The following is a 15,836-nucleotide window of genomic DNA, read 5'->3' as shown; positions in this document are numbered from 1 at the left end:
TATACTACAGTAAAGCAAACAGGTTTAAGAATACTGTTGTGGAAAATAAATCCTACATCATTCAATAAATCCTATGCCTGGTTAATTTCTTCCTCATGATCTACTGGGTTTTCCCGCAAAAAAATACTGTCAAAAATCAACCGATTCTGAATGTTAAATCTTTGGTTACATCATCAATAGGTTTAGGGTGTATGGTATGAGTAATTTTATAACGGTATTGGATTAAGTTTTACCGTTATTTTTTTTGAAATTATTGGCCTGGCGTTTGAAATAAGGCTTTTAAAATTATACATGCCTGAAGGTCCTTCTATAATAATTTTAAAGGAAGCAGTTCAACAATTTAAAGGAAAGAAAATTTTAAAAGTACTGGGAAACAGTAAAACGGATATTCAAAGAATGTCCGGAGAAAAAATAATTGATTTTAAAAGTTGGGGAAAACATTTCTTAATATGTTTTAAAAAATTTACGCTGCGTATACACTTGATGTTATTTGGAAGTTATCGCATTAACGAGCAAAAAACCACTGCTCCGCGTTTAAGCCTGCTTTTTAAAAACGGGGAACTTAATTTTTATGCATGCTCTATTAAATTTATTGAAGGTGATATTAATGAAGTTTATGACTGGAGTTCAGATGTAATGAATGATAAATGGAACGCCAAAACAACCAGGGAAAAACTACAACTTATGCCCGAAACGCTTGTCTGTGACGCTTTGCTGAATCAAAACATTTTTGCAGGAGTAGGAAATATTATTAAAAATGAAGTGTTATATCGGACCAGGCTTCATCCGGAAAACAAACTTAAAGATATTCCTTCGCGAAAAATAAATGAGCTTATTAAAGAAGCCCGCACGTATAGTTTCGATTTTCTTAAATGGAAAAAAGAATTTGTTTTGAGAAAACATTGGCTGGTTCATACAAAAAAAATCTGTCCGGGTAGCAACATTCCGGTTATTAAAAAATATTGCGGGCAAACAAGGCGAAGAACTTTTTTTTGCCCCGGTTGCCAGGTGTTGTATTCAAAAGAATAACATCAATAACTCTTAAATTTCTGCAGAAGAACTGGTTGAAACGGACAGGCGATTATAAATGGCATGCGTGTTGTTTTTCTTTTCCATAAAAAGTTATACAATGATTCGAAAATTAAAATCAGGTGAATACAGGTTGTATTCAAAGAAAACAGATCCCACAACAAAAAAGAGAAAAAATTTAGGAACTTTTAAAACAAGAGCTGCAGCAGAAAAACACGAAAAGGAAATTCAATATTTTAAAAGGCATTAAAATTTATCGCATAGTTACTGCGCCTGTGGCAAAAGTATCTCCCTGGCCTAAATCTCCTGTTTCATAGCCTTTTTTAAACCAATACATTCTTTGGGCTGAAGTGCCATGGGTAAAGGCATCAGGAGTAACTGTGCCCGTTGCTGCCTTTTGTAGCCGGTCGTCTCCAATGGCATTAGCGGCAGTTAGCGCTTGTTCTATATCGTTAGGATCAATTACATTTTTCATTTGCTGATCGTAATGTGCCCATACTCCAGCGTAAAAGTCTGCCTGAAGTTCCAGCTTTACAGAATATTTATTGTATTCTGTTTCGCTTACTTCCTGTTGAATCTTCTGCAGTTTTTGAGTAGTTCCAAGTAAGTATTGAACGTGGTGGCCCACTTCATGGGCAACAACATAAGCCATGGCAAATTCTCCGCCTACATTAAAGCGATCATTTAATTCTTGGGCAAATGAAAGATCAATATAAACATCATGATCAACCGGGCAATAAAAAGGCCCACTTTGAGAACTTGCCTCCCCACAACCTGAAGTGGTCGCGTCTCGAAAAAGCACTAAAGTTGGCTTAGTATAAGTTTTGCCCATGTCGCCAAAAATTTTGGACCATACGTCTTCAGTATCTTTTAAAACCACTTTTACAAAAGAGGCTTCTTTATCGTCTGCTGCTTTTTGTTCGGCAGTCATTTCCTGCTGTTGTGGTTGCTGCTGTTGCAAATCGTGCTGTAATTGATTTACATCTCCGCCGCCTAAAAGGAATTTAGCCAGAATAAAAATTACACCAATAATTCCTCCGCCAAAAGCTACGTGCCCGCCGGTTATACCTCTGCGGTCATCTACATTATCACTTCCCTGTCTTCCTAGCCATTGCATAATTAAAAGTTTAAAAATTAATAGGAACTATAACGCAGATAATTTTGTGCCAAATTTATTGAGAAATCTTTTTAGTAAGCATCAGTCCGCAACCTTTATAAAGTATTCCATTATATTTTATGATTACCTTATATTGATATAAGAGGTCACTCATTCCGTCATTGCAAAATTGGGGTAATATTGTAATGCGCCATTTTGTTGTGTCAGATTTTAATTTATAAACCGTACTGTCTCTGTCTATTGCTGGTTTTTGAATGCCTGCGATTACCGGCCTTTTCCAATCGGCGAGTTTAAAAACTATCGATTTTTGAAAATCGATCTCAAGGTTCCAGAAAGGCTCATTGCCAATCGCAACAAAGTCTATACCCGCCAAACGTTTTTTATTCCAGACAGGATTATCATCTGCAAGATTTCTTTTAGTAAGGCTATATTTAGATGAATCATTAACCATCACCCCGTTTATTGTCACTGCAAATAATGTGTCGTCTTTTTTATCAAAATCTATAACGGGTTTATTATTTTGAGTTAATTCTATTTTACCGTTTTTCCGCTGCCAGCTTCCTTCACTTATTTTTGGAGATTCATTTTTGCTCCAGATCATTTGTTCTTCCCTGAAAGTTCCGTCACTGTTGAAAAGAATCGTTTGTTGTATTCCATCACAATCTTTACATGGAAAAATTCCCTGGTAAGCGTCCAAAGGTAGGCTGTCTGCAATTGTTGAACTTAAAATAGAATCCTTTACAATTATAGTGTCCTGAATTTTTGTAGTATCCTTAATGATAACCGTCCTCTTAGCAGGTGGGCTTCCATTGCAGGAAAATAAAATTATAGCAATGAGTGTTATAGCGGAGATAAATTTCATTTGCTAAAATTTCGTGTTATGAAAGTAAAATAAAAACCTGAAATTGTTATCGCAGTTTTGAACTGGAAAAAAGGGGTTTGCATCTTTTATTAAAACAAAAACAACTAATATTTTTGTCAATAAATACTAAAGAAATTAGTGTTGATAACTTATAATATATATCTTTGTACATCTAATAACTTTACAGAATTATAAAAAGATCAATTAAATTTTTATGGCAAATACTGAAAAAAACGTAGATAAAAGTTCTGAAAAACTTAAGGCTCTAAGGCTTACTATTGATAAAATAGATAAAGATTTTGGCAAAGGAAGTGTGATGATGATGAACGAGCGTTCGCAGGAACCGCAAGCGGTAATTTCTACTGGCTCTATTGGACTTGATGTTGCATTAGGTATTGGCGGATTACCAAAAGGAAGAGTAGTTGAAATATATGGACCGGAATCTTCAGGTAAAACAACTCTTGCAATTCATGTAATTGCCGAAGCACAAAAGAAAGGTGGCATGTGCGCAATTATCGATGCCGAGCATGCTTTTGACAGCGCCTATGCTAAACGGTTAGGCGTAGACGTAGATAATCTTTTAATAAGCCAGCCCGATTATGGAGAACAAGGGTTGGAAATTGCAGACAGATTAATTCTTTCCGGCGCATTAGATGTGGTAGTTATAGATTCTGTTGCCGCGCTTGTGCCCAAAGGCGAATTAGAGGGCGAGATGGGCGACAGCAAAATGGGCTTGCAGGCAAGGTTAATGAGCCAGGCTTTAAGAAAGCTAACTGCTACAATAAGTAAAACAAATTGCTGCTGCATATTTATAAACCAGCTTCGTGATAAAATAGGAATTGTATTTGGAAATCCCGAAACCACTACCGGTGGAAACGCTTTAAAATTTTATGCATCTGTCCGGCTCGATATTCGTCGTATGGCACAAATAAAAGATGGCGATGAATCAATAGGTAACCGGGTAAAAGTGAAAGTGGTTAAAAATAAAGTAGCGCCTCCATTTCGTATTGCGGAATTTGATATAATATTTGGTACCGGTATTTCAAAAACAGGTGAAATAATAGATATGGGCGTTGAAATGGGCATCATACAAAAAAGTGGAAGCTGGTTTAGCTATGACACAACAAAACTTGGCCAGGGCCGCGATGCTGTAAAACAACTGCTGACAGATAACCCAGAACTGGCAGCAGAACTCGAAGGAAAAATAAGAGCAAAGATTGCGGAGATGAATGCTGCATAATTTTAATAAATGATTTTTTTACAAAAGCCATCTGTTTTAAACGATGGCTTTTGTATTTTTAATAACACGGCGAAAAGAAGTGATAATTATGTATACTTTTAAATTGCAAAGATCTTTTTAATAAATATGGTGAAAATTGAAACTCATCCTTTCGAACCATTCATTCCAATCAATGCAACCATACTTATTGTTGGTAGTTTTCCGGGAAGAGATATTACTCAAAAATTTTTAGGAGAAGACGATTGGTTTTATGGAACGAAGCGCAACCAGTTTTGGAATATTATTTCAGGCGTTTACAATATTGAATTAAAAAAGGCCACAGATAAAAAAGAGTTATTTAGAGTAAAGGGAATTGCCATTGCAGATATTATTTTAAAGGCGCGACGGAATGCAACAAATAATTCTGACACCAGTCTTGAAGTGGTTGCTTACAATGATAAAGCCATTAAAAACATTTTGGCGCAAACATCATTTCGAAATATATTTTTCACGAGCAGGTTTGTAGAAAAACATTTCTTAAAATATTTCCGGGAATAAAAAACGGCGAATGTCTTCCGTCGCCATCGCCACGATTTGGGAGAATGAGCGTGAAGGAGAAGATTGCCTATTATAAGATGATGTTGCCAGTTTGATGTTATCATTTCAACCACAGCTCCGCCACGCATTCAATATGATGTGTATGCGGAAACATATCAACAGGTTGTAATTTTTCAACGGAAAATTTATCACCGAGCAATTGAAGGTCTCTTGCCTGCGTGGCAACATTACAGCTTACATATACAATTTTTTTTGGAGCAATTTCTAAAAGCTTTTGAACTAGTTTTGCGTGTAGCCCTGCCCGTGGTGGATCAACAATTATTACATCAGGCCTGCCATGTTTATTAAAAAAATCATCGTTACATATTTCAATCACATCGCCACAAAAAAATGATGAATGCATGATACTGTTTAGTGCAGCGTTTTCTTTTGCATCTTTAATTGCATCTTCAACAACATCTACCCCAATAATTTTTTTAGCATCGTTACTTAAAAAAATTCCGATGCTGCCGGTGCCGCAATACAAATCATAAACAATTTCATTTCCATTTAATTGAGCAAAATCTTTTACAACATTGTATAATTTTTCCGCCTGTTTGGTATTCGTTTGAAAAAAAGATTTTGGTGAGATTTTAAAATTGAAATCCCCCAGCTTCTCAATTATATATCCTTTCCCGGAAACGATGTTTGTTTCTAGGTCATAAATAGTATCGTTCCATTTGGCGTTTATTGTATAAAGCAACGTAGTTATGGATGGAACTTTTTCCAGCAAAAGCTTGCAAATCTTTTCTCTTTCGTTTTTATCATCATAACCAAAAACAATATTTACCATCAATTCACTGGTTGTACAAATTCTTATGATAATATTTCTTAGCCAACCTTTATGTTCTTTAATATCATAATAGCTATATCCATTTGCAATGGAAAAGTCACGCATGGCATTGCGTATTGTATTATTTACATCATCCATTAACCAGCATTCGTTGATGTCAATTATTTTATCATACAAACGAGGGACATGATACCCTAATGCACCGCCCGGCCAGGTGTCATTTTGAAGTTCTTCTAATTGTTGTGGCGTTAAGAACTTTTTATTGCTGAAAGTGAACTCAAGTTTATTGCGATAATGAATTGTATTTTCGGAACCGATAATAGGCAACATCGATATTTCAGTAAGCTTTCCAATTCTTTTAAAAGCATCTGCGGCTTCCTGTTGTTTATATTCAAGTTGCTTTTTGTACGGCAGCATTTGCCATTTGCATCCGCCGCATATTCCAAAATGAATACAAAAAGGTTCAACCCTTTCGTTACTGAATTTTTTTATTTTTATTGCCTTCCCTTCTGCCCAGTCTTTCTTATTCCTGGTTATAAAAACATCAGCAACATCACCGGGTACGGCGCCTTCTACAAAAATAACCTTTCCCTCTACACGGCCCAGGGCCTTTCCTTCTGCTGCATACCCGGTTATGGGCAAATCTTGCAGTGTAATTTTTTTTCGTTTCATTACGTTATATCAGCCGTAAAAATACTATATGTGCACGATGCTTATGGTGGTTACTATAAAATGTTAAGTATTTTGCATGAACATTTGTTTTTAATCAATTTGAATAATTTTACCTCCAATTCAAAATCAATGAGAATATTCTTTAGCGTAAGCGTTCTTCTTATGTTATCTGCAGCTACAATTGCGCAGGGTTTTAAAGTTACTTTGCAATCACCCAATTATAAAAACGGGTTAACATATCTCACTTATTATTATGGCAAAAATATTAACATAGAAGATTCCGCAATTATTAGCGATAAAGGTGTTGCAATTTTTGAAAAAAAGGAAAAATTACAACCCGGCGTTTACTCGATAGTTTTTCCCGGCAAAAATAAATTATATGATTTTTTGGTTGATAAGGAGCAGGTAATTTCTATAAAAGCTGATACGTCAGATCTTATTAATAAAACAATTGTAACGGGTTCCAGGGAAAATATACTCTTTCAAAAATATCAAAAATTTGTCGCGTCGAAGGGGGACAACCTGCAGAGAGAAATTACTGCTTATAAAAATTCGAAAACCAAAAGTGACAGCCTTTTGCATGAAAAGAATTATAATGAGCTTAATAAAGAGCTGAATGATTACAGGGATAACATTATAAAGGAAAACCCTGAATCTATGTTAGCCGCCTTGCTCACCAGTATGAAAGAGCCAAAGATTTTAAATGCAAAGCCGGTTACCAGGCAAGATTCGATTGACAATTACGACTATTATAAAAAACATTATTGGGATGGAATTTCGTTTATGGATGACCGTATAATACGTACGCCGTTCTTTTTACCAAAGGTTGAAAGATACTTCCGGGAAGTTTTATCGCCTTCCCCCGATTCCATTATACGGGAATCGGATTATTTATTGCTGAGAGCAAGAACGGCCCCTGAAATGTATAAATTTTTATTAAACTGGCTTACGGATGAATACATCAATCCTAAATATATGGGTCAGGATGCTGTATTCGTGCACCTGTTTGAAAAGTATCATTCAAAAGGAGTTTCATCATGGTTGAATGAAAAGCAAATGACTGCAATTTCCAACCGGGCGTATATGCTCATGTCGAACCTTATTGGCGAGCAGGCAGCAAACTTAGAAATGGTTGATTCTACCGGTAATCCGCGCTCGCTATATGATGTGAATGCACCATATACTATTGTTTGTTTTTGGGATCCCACCTGCAGCCACTGTCGTGAAGAGGTACCTAAGATGGATTCAATTTTCCATGCCAAATGGGAAAAAGAGGGCGTAAAAATGTATGGTGTGCTTACTGATACTAAAGAACAACCAAAATGGAGGGAATTTATAAATAAGTACAATTTACAAAGCTGGATAAACGTTTATCAGACCGAAGGACAAAAGAAAATTGAAGAAGATGCTAAGAAACCATCTTATAAGCAATTGTATGATGTTACTCAAACACCCACTTTATATTTGCTCGACAAGGATAAACGAATTATTGCAAAAAAATTAACCTGGCAACAGATGGATGATGTTCTCCAAATGAAAATTAATAATAAACCTCTAAACAATACTAACAACGCTCAAAAATAAATGGCGATGATTAAACAAAGTTTAGTCATAGAAATGTTTATTACCGACCCAATAAATTCTGTCTGATGAAAAAACTTTTTTTGTTTGTTGCATTTATACTCCTTATTTCAATTACTTATAGCCAGGTGCTTTTTACTTATGGCAGTCATTCGGTTAGTAAAGATGAATTTTTGCGGGCATACAATAAAAATAAAACCGCTACTACCGACCCCGAACAAGCAATGAGGGAATACCTCGATCTTTACACCAAATTTAAACTGAAGGTCCAGGCCGCTAAAGACATGCATCTTGATACACTTCCTTCCTTACAATCAGATCTTCAAAATTTCACAACGCAAATAGAAAATAATTATTTGCAAGACGAGAAGGAAGTAGATGCTTTGGTTAATGAAGCATTTAACAGGAGCCAGAAAGATATTCATGTGCAACATTTTTATGTGTTGATTAATGATAAAATGTCACCTGCAGACACGCTTAAGTTATATAAAGCAATTAATGAAGCATATGATGAATTAAAAAAAGGCGGAACTGATTATGATGAAATAGTTTCCGAAATAAAAGAAAAAATTGCGCCGTTGCAGGGTAACGATTTAGGCTGGATTACCGTGTTTACGCTGCCGTATGAATTTGAAAATATTATTTATGGTTTAAAGCCTGGCCAGGTAAGTAAGCCTTACCGCTCTAAAAAAGGCTGGCACATTTTTAAGAATGAAGAAGAAAGGCCTGCGGTTGGAAAAATTAAGGTTGCCCAGATCTTATTCGCCGTGCCGGCCGGTAATATCAACATGAGAGATCATGCAAAACAATTAGCAGATTCTGTTTATAACGCACTGAGATCGGGAGCTGACTTCGGTGAATTGGCTAAGCAATACAGCAATGACAGAAGAACTTATATGAACGATGGAATATTACCGGAATTTGGTGTAGCAACTTACGACGGGGGTTTTGAGAAAGTTGCTTTTTCACTAAAGAATGATAGCGATATTTCAAAGCCATTTCAAACTGAATTTGGTTATCATATTATTAGGCGAATCTCACGCTCACCGGTACCCGAAAATAAAAGCGATGAAGCCTATATTGCCAACCTTAAACAGCAAGTGCTTGCCGATAGCCGTATTGCGCTAGCCAAAGAAAAATTTTTAAAAGAAGTACTTGTAAAAACAGACTACAAAAAAAATAATGCAATAAATGAAAAAGATCTCTGGAAAATAACAGACACTTTCGCTATTTCTAATAAGAAAATTTCTTCAGGTAATATAAATGAAAACACTACCCTGTTTTCTTTTAATAACGCAAAAGTAAAAGTTGGCGATTGGATGCAATATGTAAAAAATGTAAAAAACGCGTACGCTGCTCATGCATCTCAAACTCATGATGAGCTTTATAAAAGTTATGTGTCCCTGGCAGCATTAGAAAATTATAAAAGCCGACTGGAAAAATTTAATCCTGAATTTAAATACCAGGTGCAGGAATTTAAAGACGGCAATATGCTTTTTGAGGTTATGGAAAGAGAAGTTTGGTCCAAAGCTTCGGCTGACAGTGTGGGGCTTGAGAAATATTACAATGATCATAAAACTAATTACAAATGGAATGCGAGCGCAGACGCTGTTTTATTTTCATGCGCTAATGCCACTGCGGCAAAAACGGCAGTGGATGAAATAAATAAGGGAGAAAAGTGGAACGATCTTGTAAAGGATAATTCACAGATACAGGCAGACTCTGGACGATATGAACTTAGCCAGATTCCGGTTAAAGAAAAAACCAATTTTACTGCAGGTCTTGTAACGGCCCCGGTTGTAAACAGTGGTGACGGAACATCCATATTTTCATTAATCATTAAAATATATCCTGAAAACGAGCAACGCAGTTTTGCCGATGCACGCGGGTTAGTAATTAATGATTATCAAAATTTTCTTGAAAAGAAATGGATCGGGGAATTGAAGAAAAAATACCCCGTTAAAGTAAATGAAAAAGTTTTTCTCTCTATCAAACAATAAAACATATTTTCTTTTTTGTTAAATAAATAAGAAAATCTATTTGGTTATTCACGGCCAAATGCCTTTATGATAGATACGCCATGTTTAATATTCTTTTGTAAACCTGTCGATATTTTCAGATTGCTTACTGGCAACATATTTGAAAGTGTTGAATCCGTAAACCGTATAAATTTATTTGAAAACTAAAACTTAATCAATGAAAAAATTATTAATGATTGCAATGCTTTCGGGAACTATTACCTTGGCAAAATCTCAAGTGTATGTTCAGGGAGGAGTTAATCTTGCCAATATAACTCAAACAAAATCTGGTGAAACGCAGGATAACAATATGCTTACAACATTTAATGCAGGCATTTTAGGAAGGTTTAATCTTTCAAAACCTGTTGACCTTGAAAGTGGATTATTGCTACAGGGAAGAGGCGCTAAAGCCAATACTTATTTCTCCGGCTCCACTGATGATAATTATGTGAAATCAAAATTCAATCCTTTATACCTTGAGGTTCCTTTAAATGTAATTGTGAGACTTCCTATTCAAAAAGATATGAATGTATTTTTGAATGCCGGACCTTATGCCGCAATGGGCTTTGCAGGAAAATCTAAAACGGAAAGCAAGATTTTAGGAGCAACATCCACATCTTCTGAAAATATAAAATTTAGCAACGACAATCCTTTTACCTCACAACAGGATGACGCAGCTTATAATAAAATTAAACGCTTTGATTTCGGATTGAATTTCGGCGGAGGATTGGATCTTGGGAAAGTTTTATTAAAACTTAATTATGGCTTTGGTATTACAAAAATAAATTCAACTCAAAGTAATAACAGTGCAGATAATAAAAATAAATATCGTACACTAAGCATTTCACTTGGCATACCGCTAAGCTGATTATTATCAAAGAAGTTAATTAGAAGAGATAATGGCCGCTTGTAAGGTTTACAAGTGGCCTCTTTTTTTGGGGAAGAAAAGTTCACACCAGTTCTTTTACCACGTTTGCAATAACGTGAGGCTTACCTAAGGTATAATAGTGCAAAACAGGCACGCCGGCTTTTTTTAATTCGTTTGATTGGGCCAGCAGCCATTCGGTGCCTACTATTTCTACATCGGCGTCTGTTTTACATTTAAGGATTTCATTACTGAGTTCTGTGGGTATATCCACATGGAAAGTGCGGGGTAAAACTGAAAGTTGTTTTTTTGAAGTTATAGGCTTAAGCCCCGGAATGATTGGTATTTCTATTCCTGCTTCCCGGCATTTTTTTACAAATTCAAAATATTTTTTATTATCAAAAAACATTTGTGTAGTTACATAATCAGCACCAGCATCAACCTTTAACTTAAGGTATCGCAAATCGCTTTCCATATTAGGCGCCTCAAAATGTTTTTCGGGGTAGCCGGCAACGCCAATACAAAATTTTGTTTTATAACCATCTCTTATATCCTCTTCCAGGTAAATTCCATTGTTTAGATTTACGGTTTGCTTTAAAAGATCTAACGCATAAGCGTGCCCGTTCTTTTCAGGCTCAAATAAAGTTTCATTTTTTGCAGCATCTCCACGTAACACAAGTACATTATCAATTCCTAAAAAAGCAAGATCGATCAATGCATTTTCGGTTTCCTGTAAATTAAAACCGCCACATATTAAGTGTGGTACAGCATCAATTTTATAATGATTCATTATGGCGGCGCATATTCCTACCGTTCCTGGCCTTTTGCGCACTTCTACTTTTTCAAAAGTGCCATCTGCTTTCTTTTTAAAAACCTGCTCACTGCGGTGGTAAGTTACATTTATAAAAGCAGGATCGAATTCCATTAAAGGATCGAGATGATTATAAATCGATTCAATCGTTTTCCCCTTTAGTGGCGGTAAAATTTCAAAAGACACCACGGTATCTTTAGCCTCTTTTATATGATCGGTAACTTTCATTTTTACAAAATAGATGCAAAAGTAGGTTGTAATGTAATAACAGCAAAGAACGGCCTTATCATTAACAGACTGGAAAATATTATTGCCATTTCCGATATTGAAAAGTGTTAGCATAGTTTTAATGTTCATTCACTTATTTTTGTTTTAAATAAAAAGTATTGAACCAGACTATTTACGCAAAAGAACTCACAAAAAATTATGGTAAACGAACCGTTACCAATAAGGTTTCTTTTGAGGTAGGCCAGGGAGAAATTGTTGGTCTCCTTGGGCCAAATGGTGCCGGTAAAACAACTTCTTTTTACCAGGTTGTTGGCCTGGTAAAACCTGATGATGGCGACGTATTTCTGAACGATATCAACATAACAAAACTGCCCATGTATAAAAGGGCAAAAATGGGACTTGGATATTTGCCGCAGGAAGCCAGCGTTTTCAGGAAACTTACCGTGGAAGATAATATTGCTGCGGTTCTTGAAATGACAAAGCTTTCACGAAAAGAACAAAAAGAGAAACTGGAAACATTAATAGTTGAATTTAACCTTGCTCATGTCCGCAAAAGTAACGGAGATGTATTGAGCGGCGGTGAAAGAAGGCGCACAGAAATTGCCCGTGCATTGGCTGTAGATCCAAAATTTATTTTATTGGATGAACCTTTTGCCGGTATTGACCCGATTGCCGTTGAAGATATACAAACGATAGTTACCCGCTTGAAATATAAAAATATCGGGATTCTTATTACAGATCATAACGTAAATGAAACCTTGTCCATTTGCGACAGGGCATACCTGCTTATTGAAGGTAAAATATATAAACACGGTACAGCGGAAGAACTTGCAAAAGACGAACAGGTGCGTCGTCTTTACCTTGGAAGAAATTTTGAGCTGAAAAGAAAAGATTACCTGCATACAGATGCTCTGAAATAATTTGTAATTTGTTTAGTTTAAATTTTACGAATGCTTTGTCCAATATGCAAATCATTAAGTAAATCATCTAATACTTTTACCTTTATAAAAATAACTATCAAAAGTTTATATGAAACTGCTGAGTCCTGCCATATCACAATTAGCAAGACTTCGCCTTTGGCGGGTTCAAAACTGGATTAGTTTCCCGGTTGCTACTCAGCGTAATGTTTTACAAAACCTGGTAACGCAGGCCCAATACACCGAATTTGGCCGTAAGTATTCTTTTTCAAAACTGTTTACTATTAAAAATTTCAAAAATCGTGTGCCTATCCAGGAATACGACGATATAAAGCCTTATATATTGCGAATGATGGACGGGGAAGAGAATGTGCTATGGAATACACCAATTAATTGGTTTGCAAAAAGCAGCGGTACTACTTCAGCAAAAAGTAAATTCATTCCAATAAGTGAAGAAACGCTTAATGAAACTCATTTCAAAGCATCGAAAGATGTACTCAGCAATTATTATAAGAATTTCCCCGATAGTGATTTACTTACAGGAAAGAGCCTCGTTGTTGGCGGCAGCCACCAGGTAAGCTCATTAAATGAAGAAATACAATATGGCGACCTCAGTGCAGTTTTGATGCAAAACACTCCCTTTTGGGGACACTGGATTCGAACTCCTGAACTAAGCATCGCATTACTTGATGAATGGGAAAGTAAAATCGAAAAACTGGCGCAAAATACAATTAATGAAAATGTAACATCTCTTGCGGGGGTTCCCACCTGGACGATTGTTTTAATTAAACGTATACTGGATATTTCAGGAAAGAAGACTTTAAAAGAAGTGTGGCCCAATCTTGAATTATATATTCATGGAGGGGTTTCGTTTACGCCATATCGTGAGCAGTTGCAAAAGCTTATTGGAGCTCCGATTAATTATCTCGAAATTTATAATGCAAGTGAAGGCTTTTTTGCTGCGCAGAATATGCCGGAGGGCGAAGGAATGTTACTCTTTGCCGACCATGGAATATTTTATGAATTTATGCCGGTTGAAGAATACGGGAAACCTGACGCAAAGACCTTCGGTCTCGACCAGGTGACGCTTAATACAAATTATGCATTGGTTATAAGTACCAATGGCGGCCTATGGCGGTATCTTGTCGGCGATACCATCCAGTTTACATCTATTCGCCCTTTTAAAATAAAAGTTACCGGAAGATTAAAGCATTACATGAATGCATTTGGTGAGGAAGTAATAGTTGACAATACTGACAAAGCAATTGCTATAGCGGCCGCAAAAACGAATGCTATAGTAAGCGACTATACTGCTGCACCCGTTTTCTTTAGCGAACAGGAAAATGGCGCACATGAATGGCTGATAGAGTTTGATAAGTTACCGGATGACATGGAAGAATTTACTTTTGCTTTGGATGATGCACTAAAATCAGTGAACAGTGATTACGAAGCAAAGCGCTACAAAAGTATTGCATTGAGAATGCCGCTTTTGCATGTTTTAGAACCGGGAACTTTTAGAGAATGGCTTAAACAAAAGGGAAAACTTGGCGGACAACATAAAGTTCCCAGGCTGAGTAACGAAAGAAATTTAATCAACGAGATTATGGGAATGGTTAATGCCTGATGAATGAATATTATGTTACACAATAAAATATTTTTACAAAAGATAACAGATTTTAATTATGAAATTATTGGATAATAAGGTAGCAATTGTAACGGGCGGTAGCCGCGGGATTGGAGAAGGTATTGTTTTAAAACTTGCGGAAAGCGGCGCTCATGTTGCTTTTACTTATGTAAGCAGCGATGAAAAGGCTAGGTCACTTGAAGATAAAATAAAAACATTCGGGGTAAATGCTAAAGCATATAAGAGTAACGCAGGCATATACGCAGATTGCGAGGCAATGGTAAATGATGTTGTTAAAGAATTTGAGACAGTTGATATTTGTGTAAACAATGCAGGAATTTCAAAAGATAACTTACTGCTTCGGATGACACCAGAGCAATGGGATGAAGTAATGGCAACGAACCTTAAAAGCGTTTTCAATATGACGAAGCAGGTTATTCGTCCAATGATGAAATCAAAAAAAGGAAGTATAATTAATATGAGTTCAATCGTAGGCATGCGTGGAAACGCAGGACAGAGCAGCTATGCAGCGAGTAAAGCCGGCATTATTGGATTTACAAAATCAATTGCTGCGGAACTGGGAAGCAGAAATATAAGATGTAATGCAATTGCGCCCGGGTTTATTGAAACTGATATGACGCACTATTTAAAAGAAGGTGAAGCAGCCAAATCTTTTCTTGATAAAATTCCGCTTGGAAGATTTGGTAGCGTAGAAGAAATTGCAAATGTTACCGTATTTCTTGCAAGCGACATGAGCTCTTATATAACGGGACAGGTAATAAGTACCTGCGGCGGATTAAATATGTAATTACTCTAACTAAAAAATCAAGGCCAATTAACAGGAAATGTAGCGGCTAAATTTAATTTATGACTTCATACGAAAAATTACTTTCAGATAATAAAACATGGGCAAATAAACAAGTTGAAAATGACCCGGAGTTTTTCAAAAGATTATCTGCTTTACAAACACCGGAGTTTTTGTGGATCGGGTGCAGCGATAGCAGGGTTCCCGCAGATAAAATAACGGGTACACAACCTGGTGAAATTTTTGTTCATCGCAATATCGCCAACATGGTTATACATACCGATGTAAACCTTTTGAGTGTACTGGATTTTGCAGTAAATCATTTAAAAGTTAAACACGTTATTGTGTGTGGACATTATGGTTGCGGAGGCATTAAAGCCGCTATGACGAATCATGATTATAAATATGTGCTTAACATGTGGCTCAGGAATATTAAAGACGTTTACCGATTGCATCGTGAAGAATTAATGGCGATTACGAATGAAGAACGCCGTGCTGACAGACTTGTAGAGCTAAACGTAAAAGAGCAGGTAATGCATCTTTCCAAAACATCAATTATTCAACGGGCCTGGCAGAACGAACAGCGTCCTCATTTACATGGATGGGTATATGGATTAAAGGATGGCTTAATTAAACCTGTTTTTGAAATGGAAGCGGGTACTCCTATTGATCCGCTATATGAATACGATGACCTATAA

At 36.3% G+C, this 15,836-nt stretch carries 15 protein-coding genes; 11 read left to right on the top strand and 4 right to left on the bottom strand.

The features are described 5' to 3' along the window. Positions 1 to 291 precede the first annotated feature (291 nt). Together FW778_RS08020 and FW778_RS08015 are read left to right on the top strand one after the other, a co-directional pair. Positions 292 to 1,029, top strand: a complete 738-nt coding sequence (locus FW778_RS08020; protein ID WP_150414077.1) for a DNA-formamidopyrimidine glycosylase family protein — start codon at positions 292 to 294, stop codon at positions 1,027 to 1,029. 100 nt (positions 1,030 to 1,129) lie between these two features. Then, entirely contained in the window at positions 1,130 to 1,279 is a 150-nt protein-coding gene (locus FW778_RS08015; protein WP_150414076.1) for a hypothetical protein, read from the top strand. 3 nt (positions 1,280 to 1,282) lie between these two features. Here FW778_RS08015 and ypfJ read toward each other — a convergent pair whose 3' ends face one another. Next, the gene (gene ypfJ, locus FW778_RS08010) at positions 1,283 to 2,146 is read right to left on the bottom strand and encodes a KPN_02809 family neutral zinc metallopeptidase (protein ID WP_150414075.1); all 864 of its coding nucleotides are present in this window, start codon (positions 2,144 to 2,146) and stop codon (positions 1,283 to 1,285) included. 55 nt (positions 2,147 to 2,201) lie between these two features. After that, entirely contained in the window at positions 2,202 to 3,008 is an 807-nt protein-coding gene (locus FW778_RS08005) for a copper resistance protein NlpE N-terminal domain-containing protein (protein ID WP_150414074.1), read from the bottom strand. Positions 3,009 to 3,222: 214 nt separating this feature from the next. Here FW778_RS08005 and recA point away from each other — a divergent pair, with 214 nt between their 5' ends. After that, positions 3,223 to 4,248, top strand: coding sequence for a recombinase RecA (recA, locus tag FW778_RS08000; RefSeq protein ID WP_150414073.1), 1,026 nt, complete (start codon positions 3,223 to 3,225; stop codon positions 4,246 to 4,248). A gap of 126 nt (positions 4,249 to 4,374) precedes the next feature. Then, positions 4,375 to 4,785, top strand: coding sequence for a uracil-DNA glycosylase family protein (locus FW778_RS07995; RefSeq protein WP_150414072.1), 411 nt, complete (start codon positions 4,375 to 4,377; stop codon positions 4,783 to 4,785). 100 nt (positions 4,786 to 4,885) lie between these two features. Here FW778_RS07995 and rlmD read toward each other — a convergent pair whose 3' ends face one another. Beyond that, positions 4,886 to 6,289 carry a 23S rRNA (uracil(1939)-C(5))-methyltransferase RlmD gene (gene rlmD / locus FW778_RS07990; protein WP_150414071.1) on the bottom strand — a complete coding sequence of 468 codons (1,404 nt, stop codon included), beginning with the start codon at positions 6,287 to 6,289 and terminating at the stop codon, positions 4,886 to 4,888. Between the two features lie 129 nt (positions 6,290 to 6,418). Between rlmD and FW778_RS07985 the strand changes: the two genes are divergently transcribed. The 3 genes from FW778_RS07985 to FW778_RS07975 all read left to right on the top strand — a co-directional run bounded on the left by FW778_RS07985 (position 6,419) and on the right by FW778_RS07975 (position 10,756). Next, positions 6,419 to 7,873, top strand: a complete 1,455-nt coding sequence (locus FW778_RS07985) for a TlpA family protein disulfide reductase (RefSeq protein WP_202552111.1) — start codon at positions 6,419 to 6,421, stop codon at positions 7,871 to 7,873. 65 nt (positions 7,874 to 7,938) lie between these two features. Then, positions 7,939 to 9,870: a peptidylprolyl isomerase gene (locus FW778_RS07980; RefSeq protein WP_150414069.1), complete on the top strand. Its 1,932-nt coding sequence runs from the start codon at positions 7,939 to 7,941 to the stop codon at positions 9,868 to 9,870. Between the two features lie 196 nt (positions 9,871 to 10,066). Then, positions 10,067 to 10,756, top strand: coding sequence for a porin family protein (locus tag FW778_RS07975; protein WP_150414068.1), 690 nt, complete (start codon positions 10,067 to 10,069; stop codon positions 10,754 to 10,756). A gap of 82 nt (positions 10,757 to 10,838) precedes the next feature. On the opposite strand, the gene FW778_RS07970 is transcribed toward FW778_RS07975, so the two are convergent. Continuing rightward, complete coding sequence (locus FW778_RS07970; protein WP_235906150.1) at positions 10,839 to 11,921, bottom strand: methylenetetrahydrofolate reductase; 1,083 nt, start codon at positions 11,919 to 11,921, stop codon at positions 10,839 to 10,841. 29 nt (positions 11,922 to 11,950) lie between these two features. On the opposite strand from FW778_RS07970, the gene lptB reads away from it, so the two are divergent. The 4 genes from lptB to FW778_RS07950 all read left to right on the top strand — a co-directional run bounded on the left by lptB (position 11,951) and on the right by FW778_RS07950 (position 15,836). Further along, a complete protein-coding gene (gene lptB / locus FW778_RS07965) occupies positions 11,951 to 12,712 on the top strand; it encodes an LPS export ABC transporter ATP-binding protein (RefSeq protein WP_150414067.1) in 762 nt (253 codons plus the stop codon). Positions 12,713 to 12,821: 109 nt separating this feature from the next. Then, positions 12,822 to 14,333, top strand: a complete 1,512-nt coding sequence (locus FW778_RS07960; RefSeq protein WP_150414066.1) for a GH3 auxin-responsive promoter family protein — start codon at positions 12,822 to 12,824, stop codon at positions 14,331 to 14,333. A gap of 58 nt (positions 14,334 to 14,391) precedes the next feature. Beyond that, positions 14,392 to 15,141 (top strand): 3-oxoacyl-[acyl-carrier-protein] reductase, encoded by a 750-nt coding sequence (fabG, locus tag FW778_RS07955; protein ID WP_150414065.1) that lies wholly within the window; start codon positions 14,392 to 14,394, stop codon positions 15,139 to 15,141. 59 nt (positions 15,142 to 15,200) lie between these two features. Then, positions 15,201 to 15,836 (top strand): carbonic anhydrase, encoded by a 636-nt coding sequence (locus tag FW778_RS07950; protein WP_150414064.1) that lies wholly within the window; start codon positions 15,201 to 15,203, stop codon positions 15,834 to 15,836.

Origin of the sequence: Ginsengibacter hankyongi (assembly GCF_008710285.1) — a bacterium.
Lineage (GTDB): Bacteria > Bacteroidota > Bacteroidia > Chitinophagales > Chitinophagaceae > Ginsengibacter > Ginsengibacter hankyongi.
The sequence above is the reverse complement of the archived record's forward strand: the minus strand, read 5'-3'. Positions and strand labels throughout refer to the sequence as shown.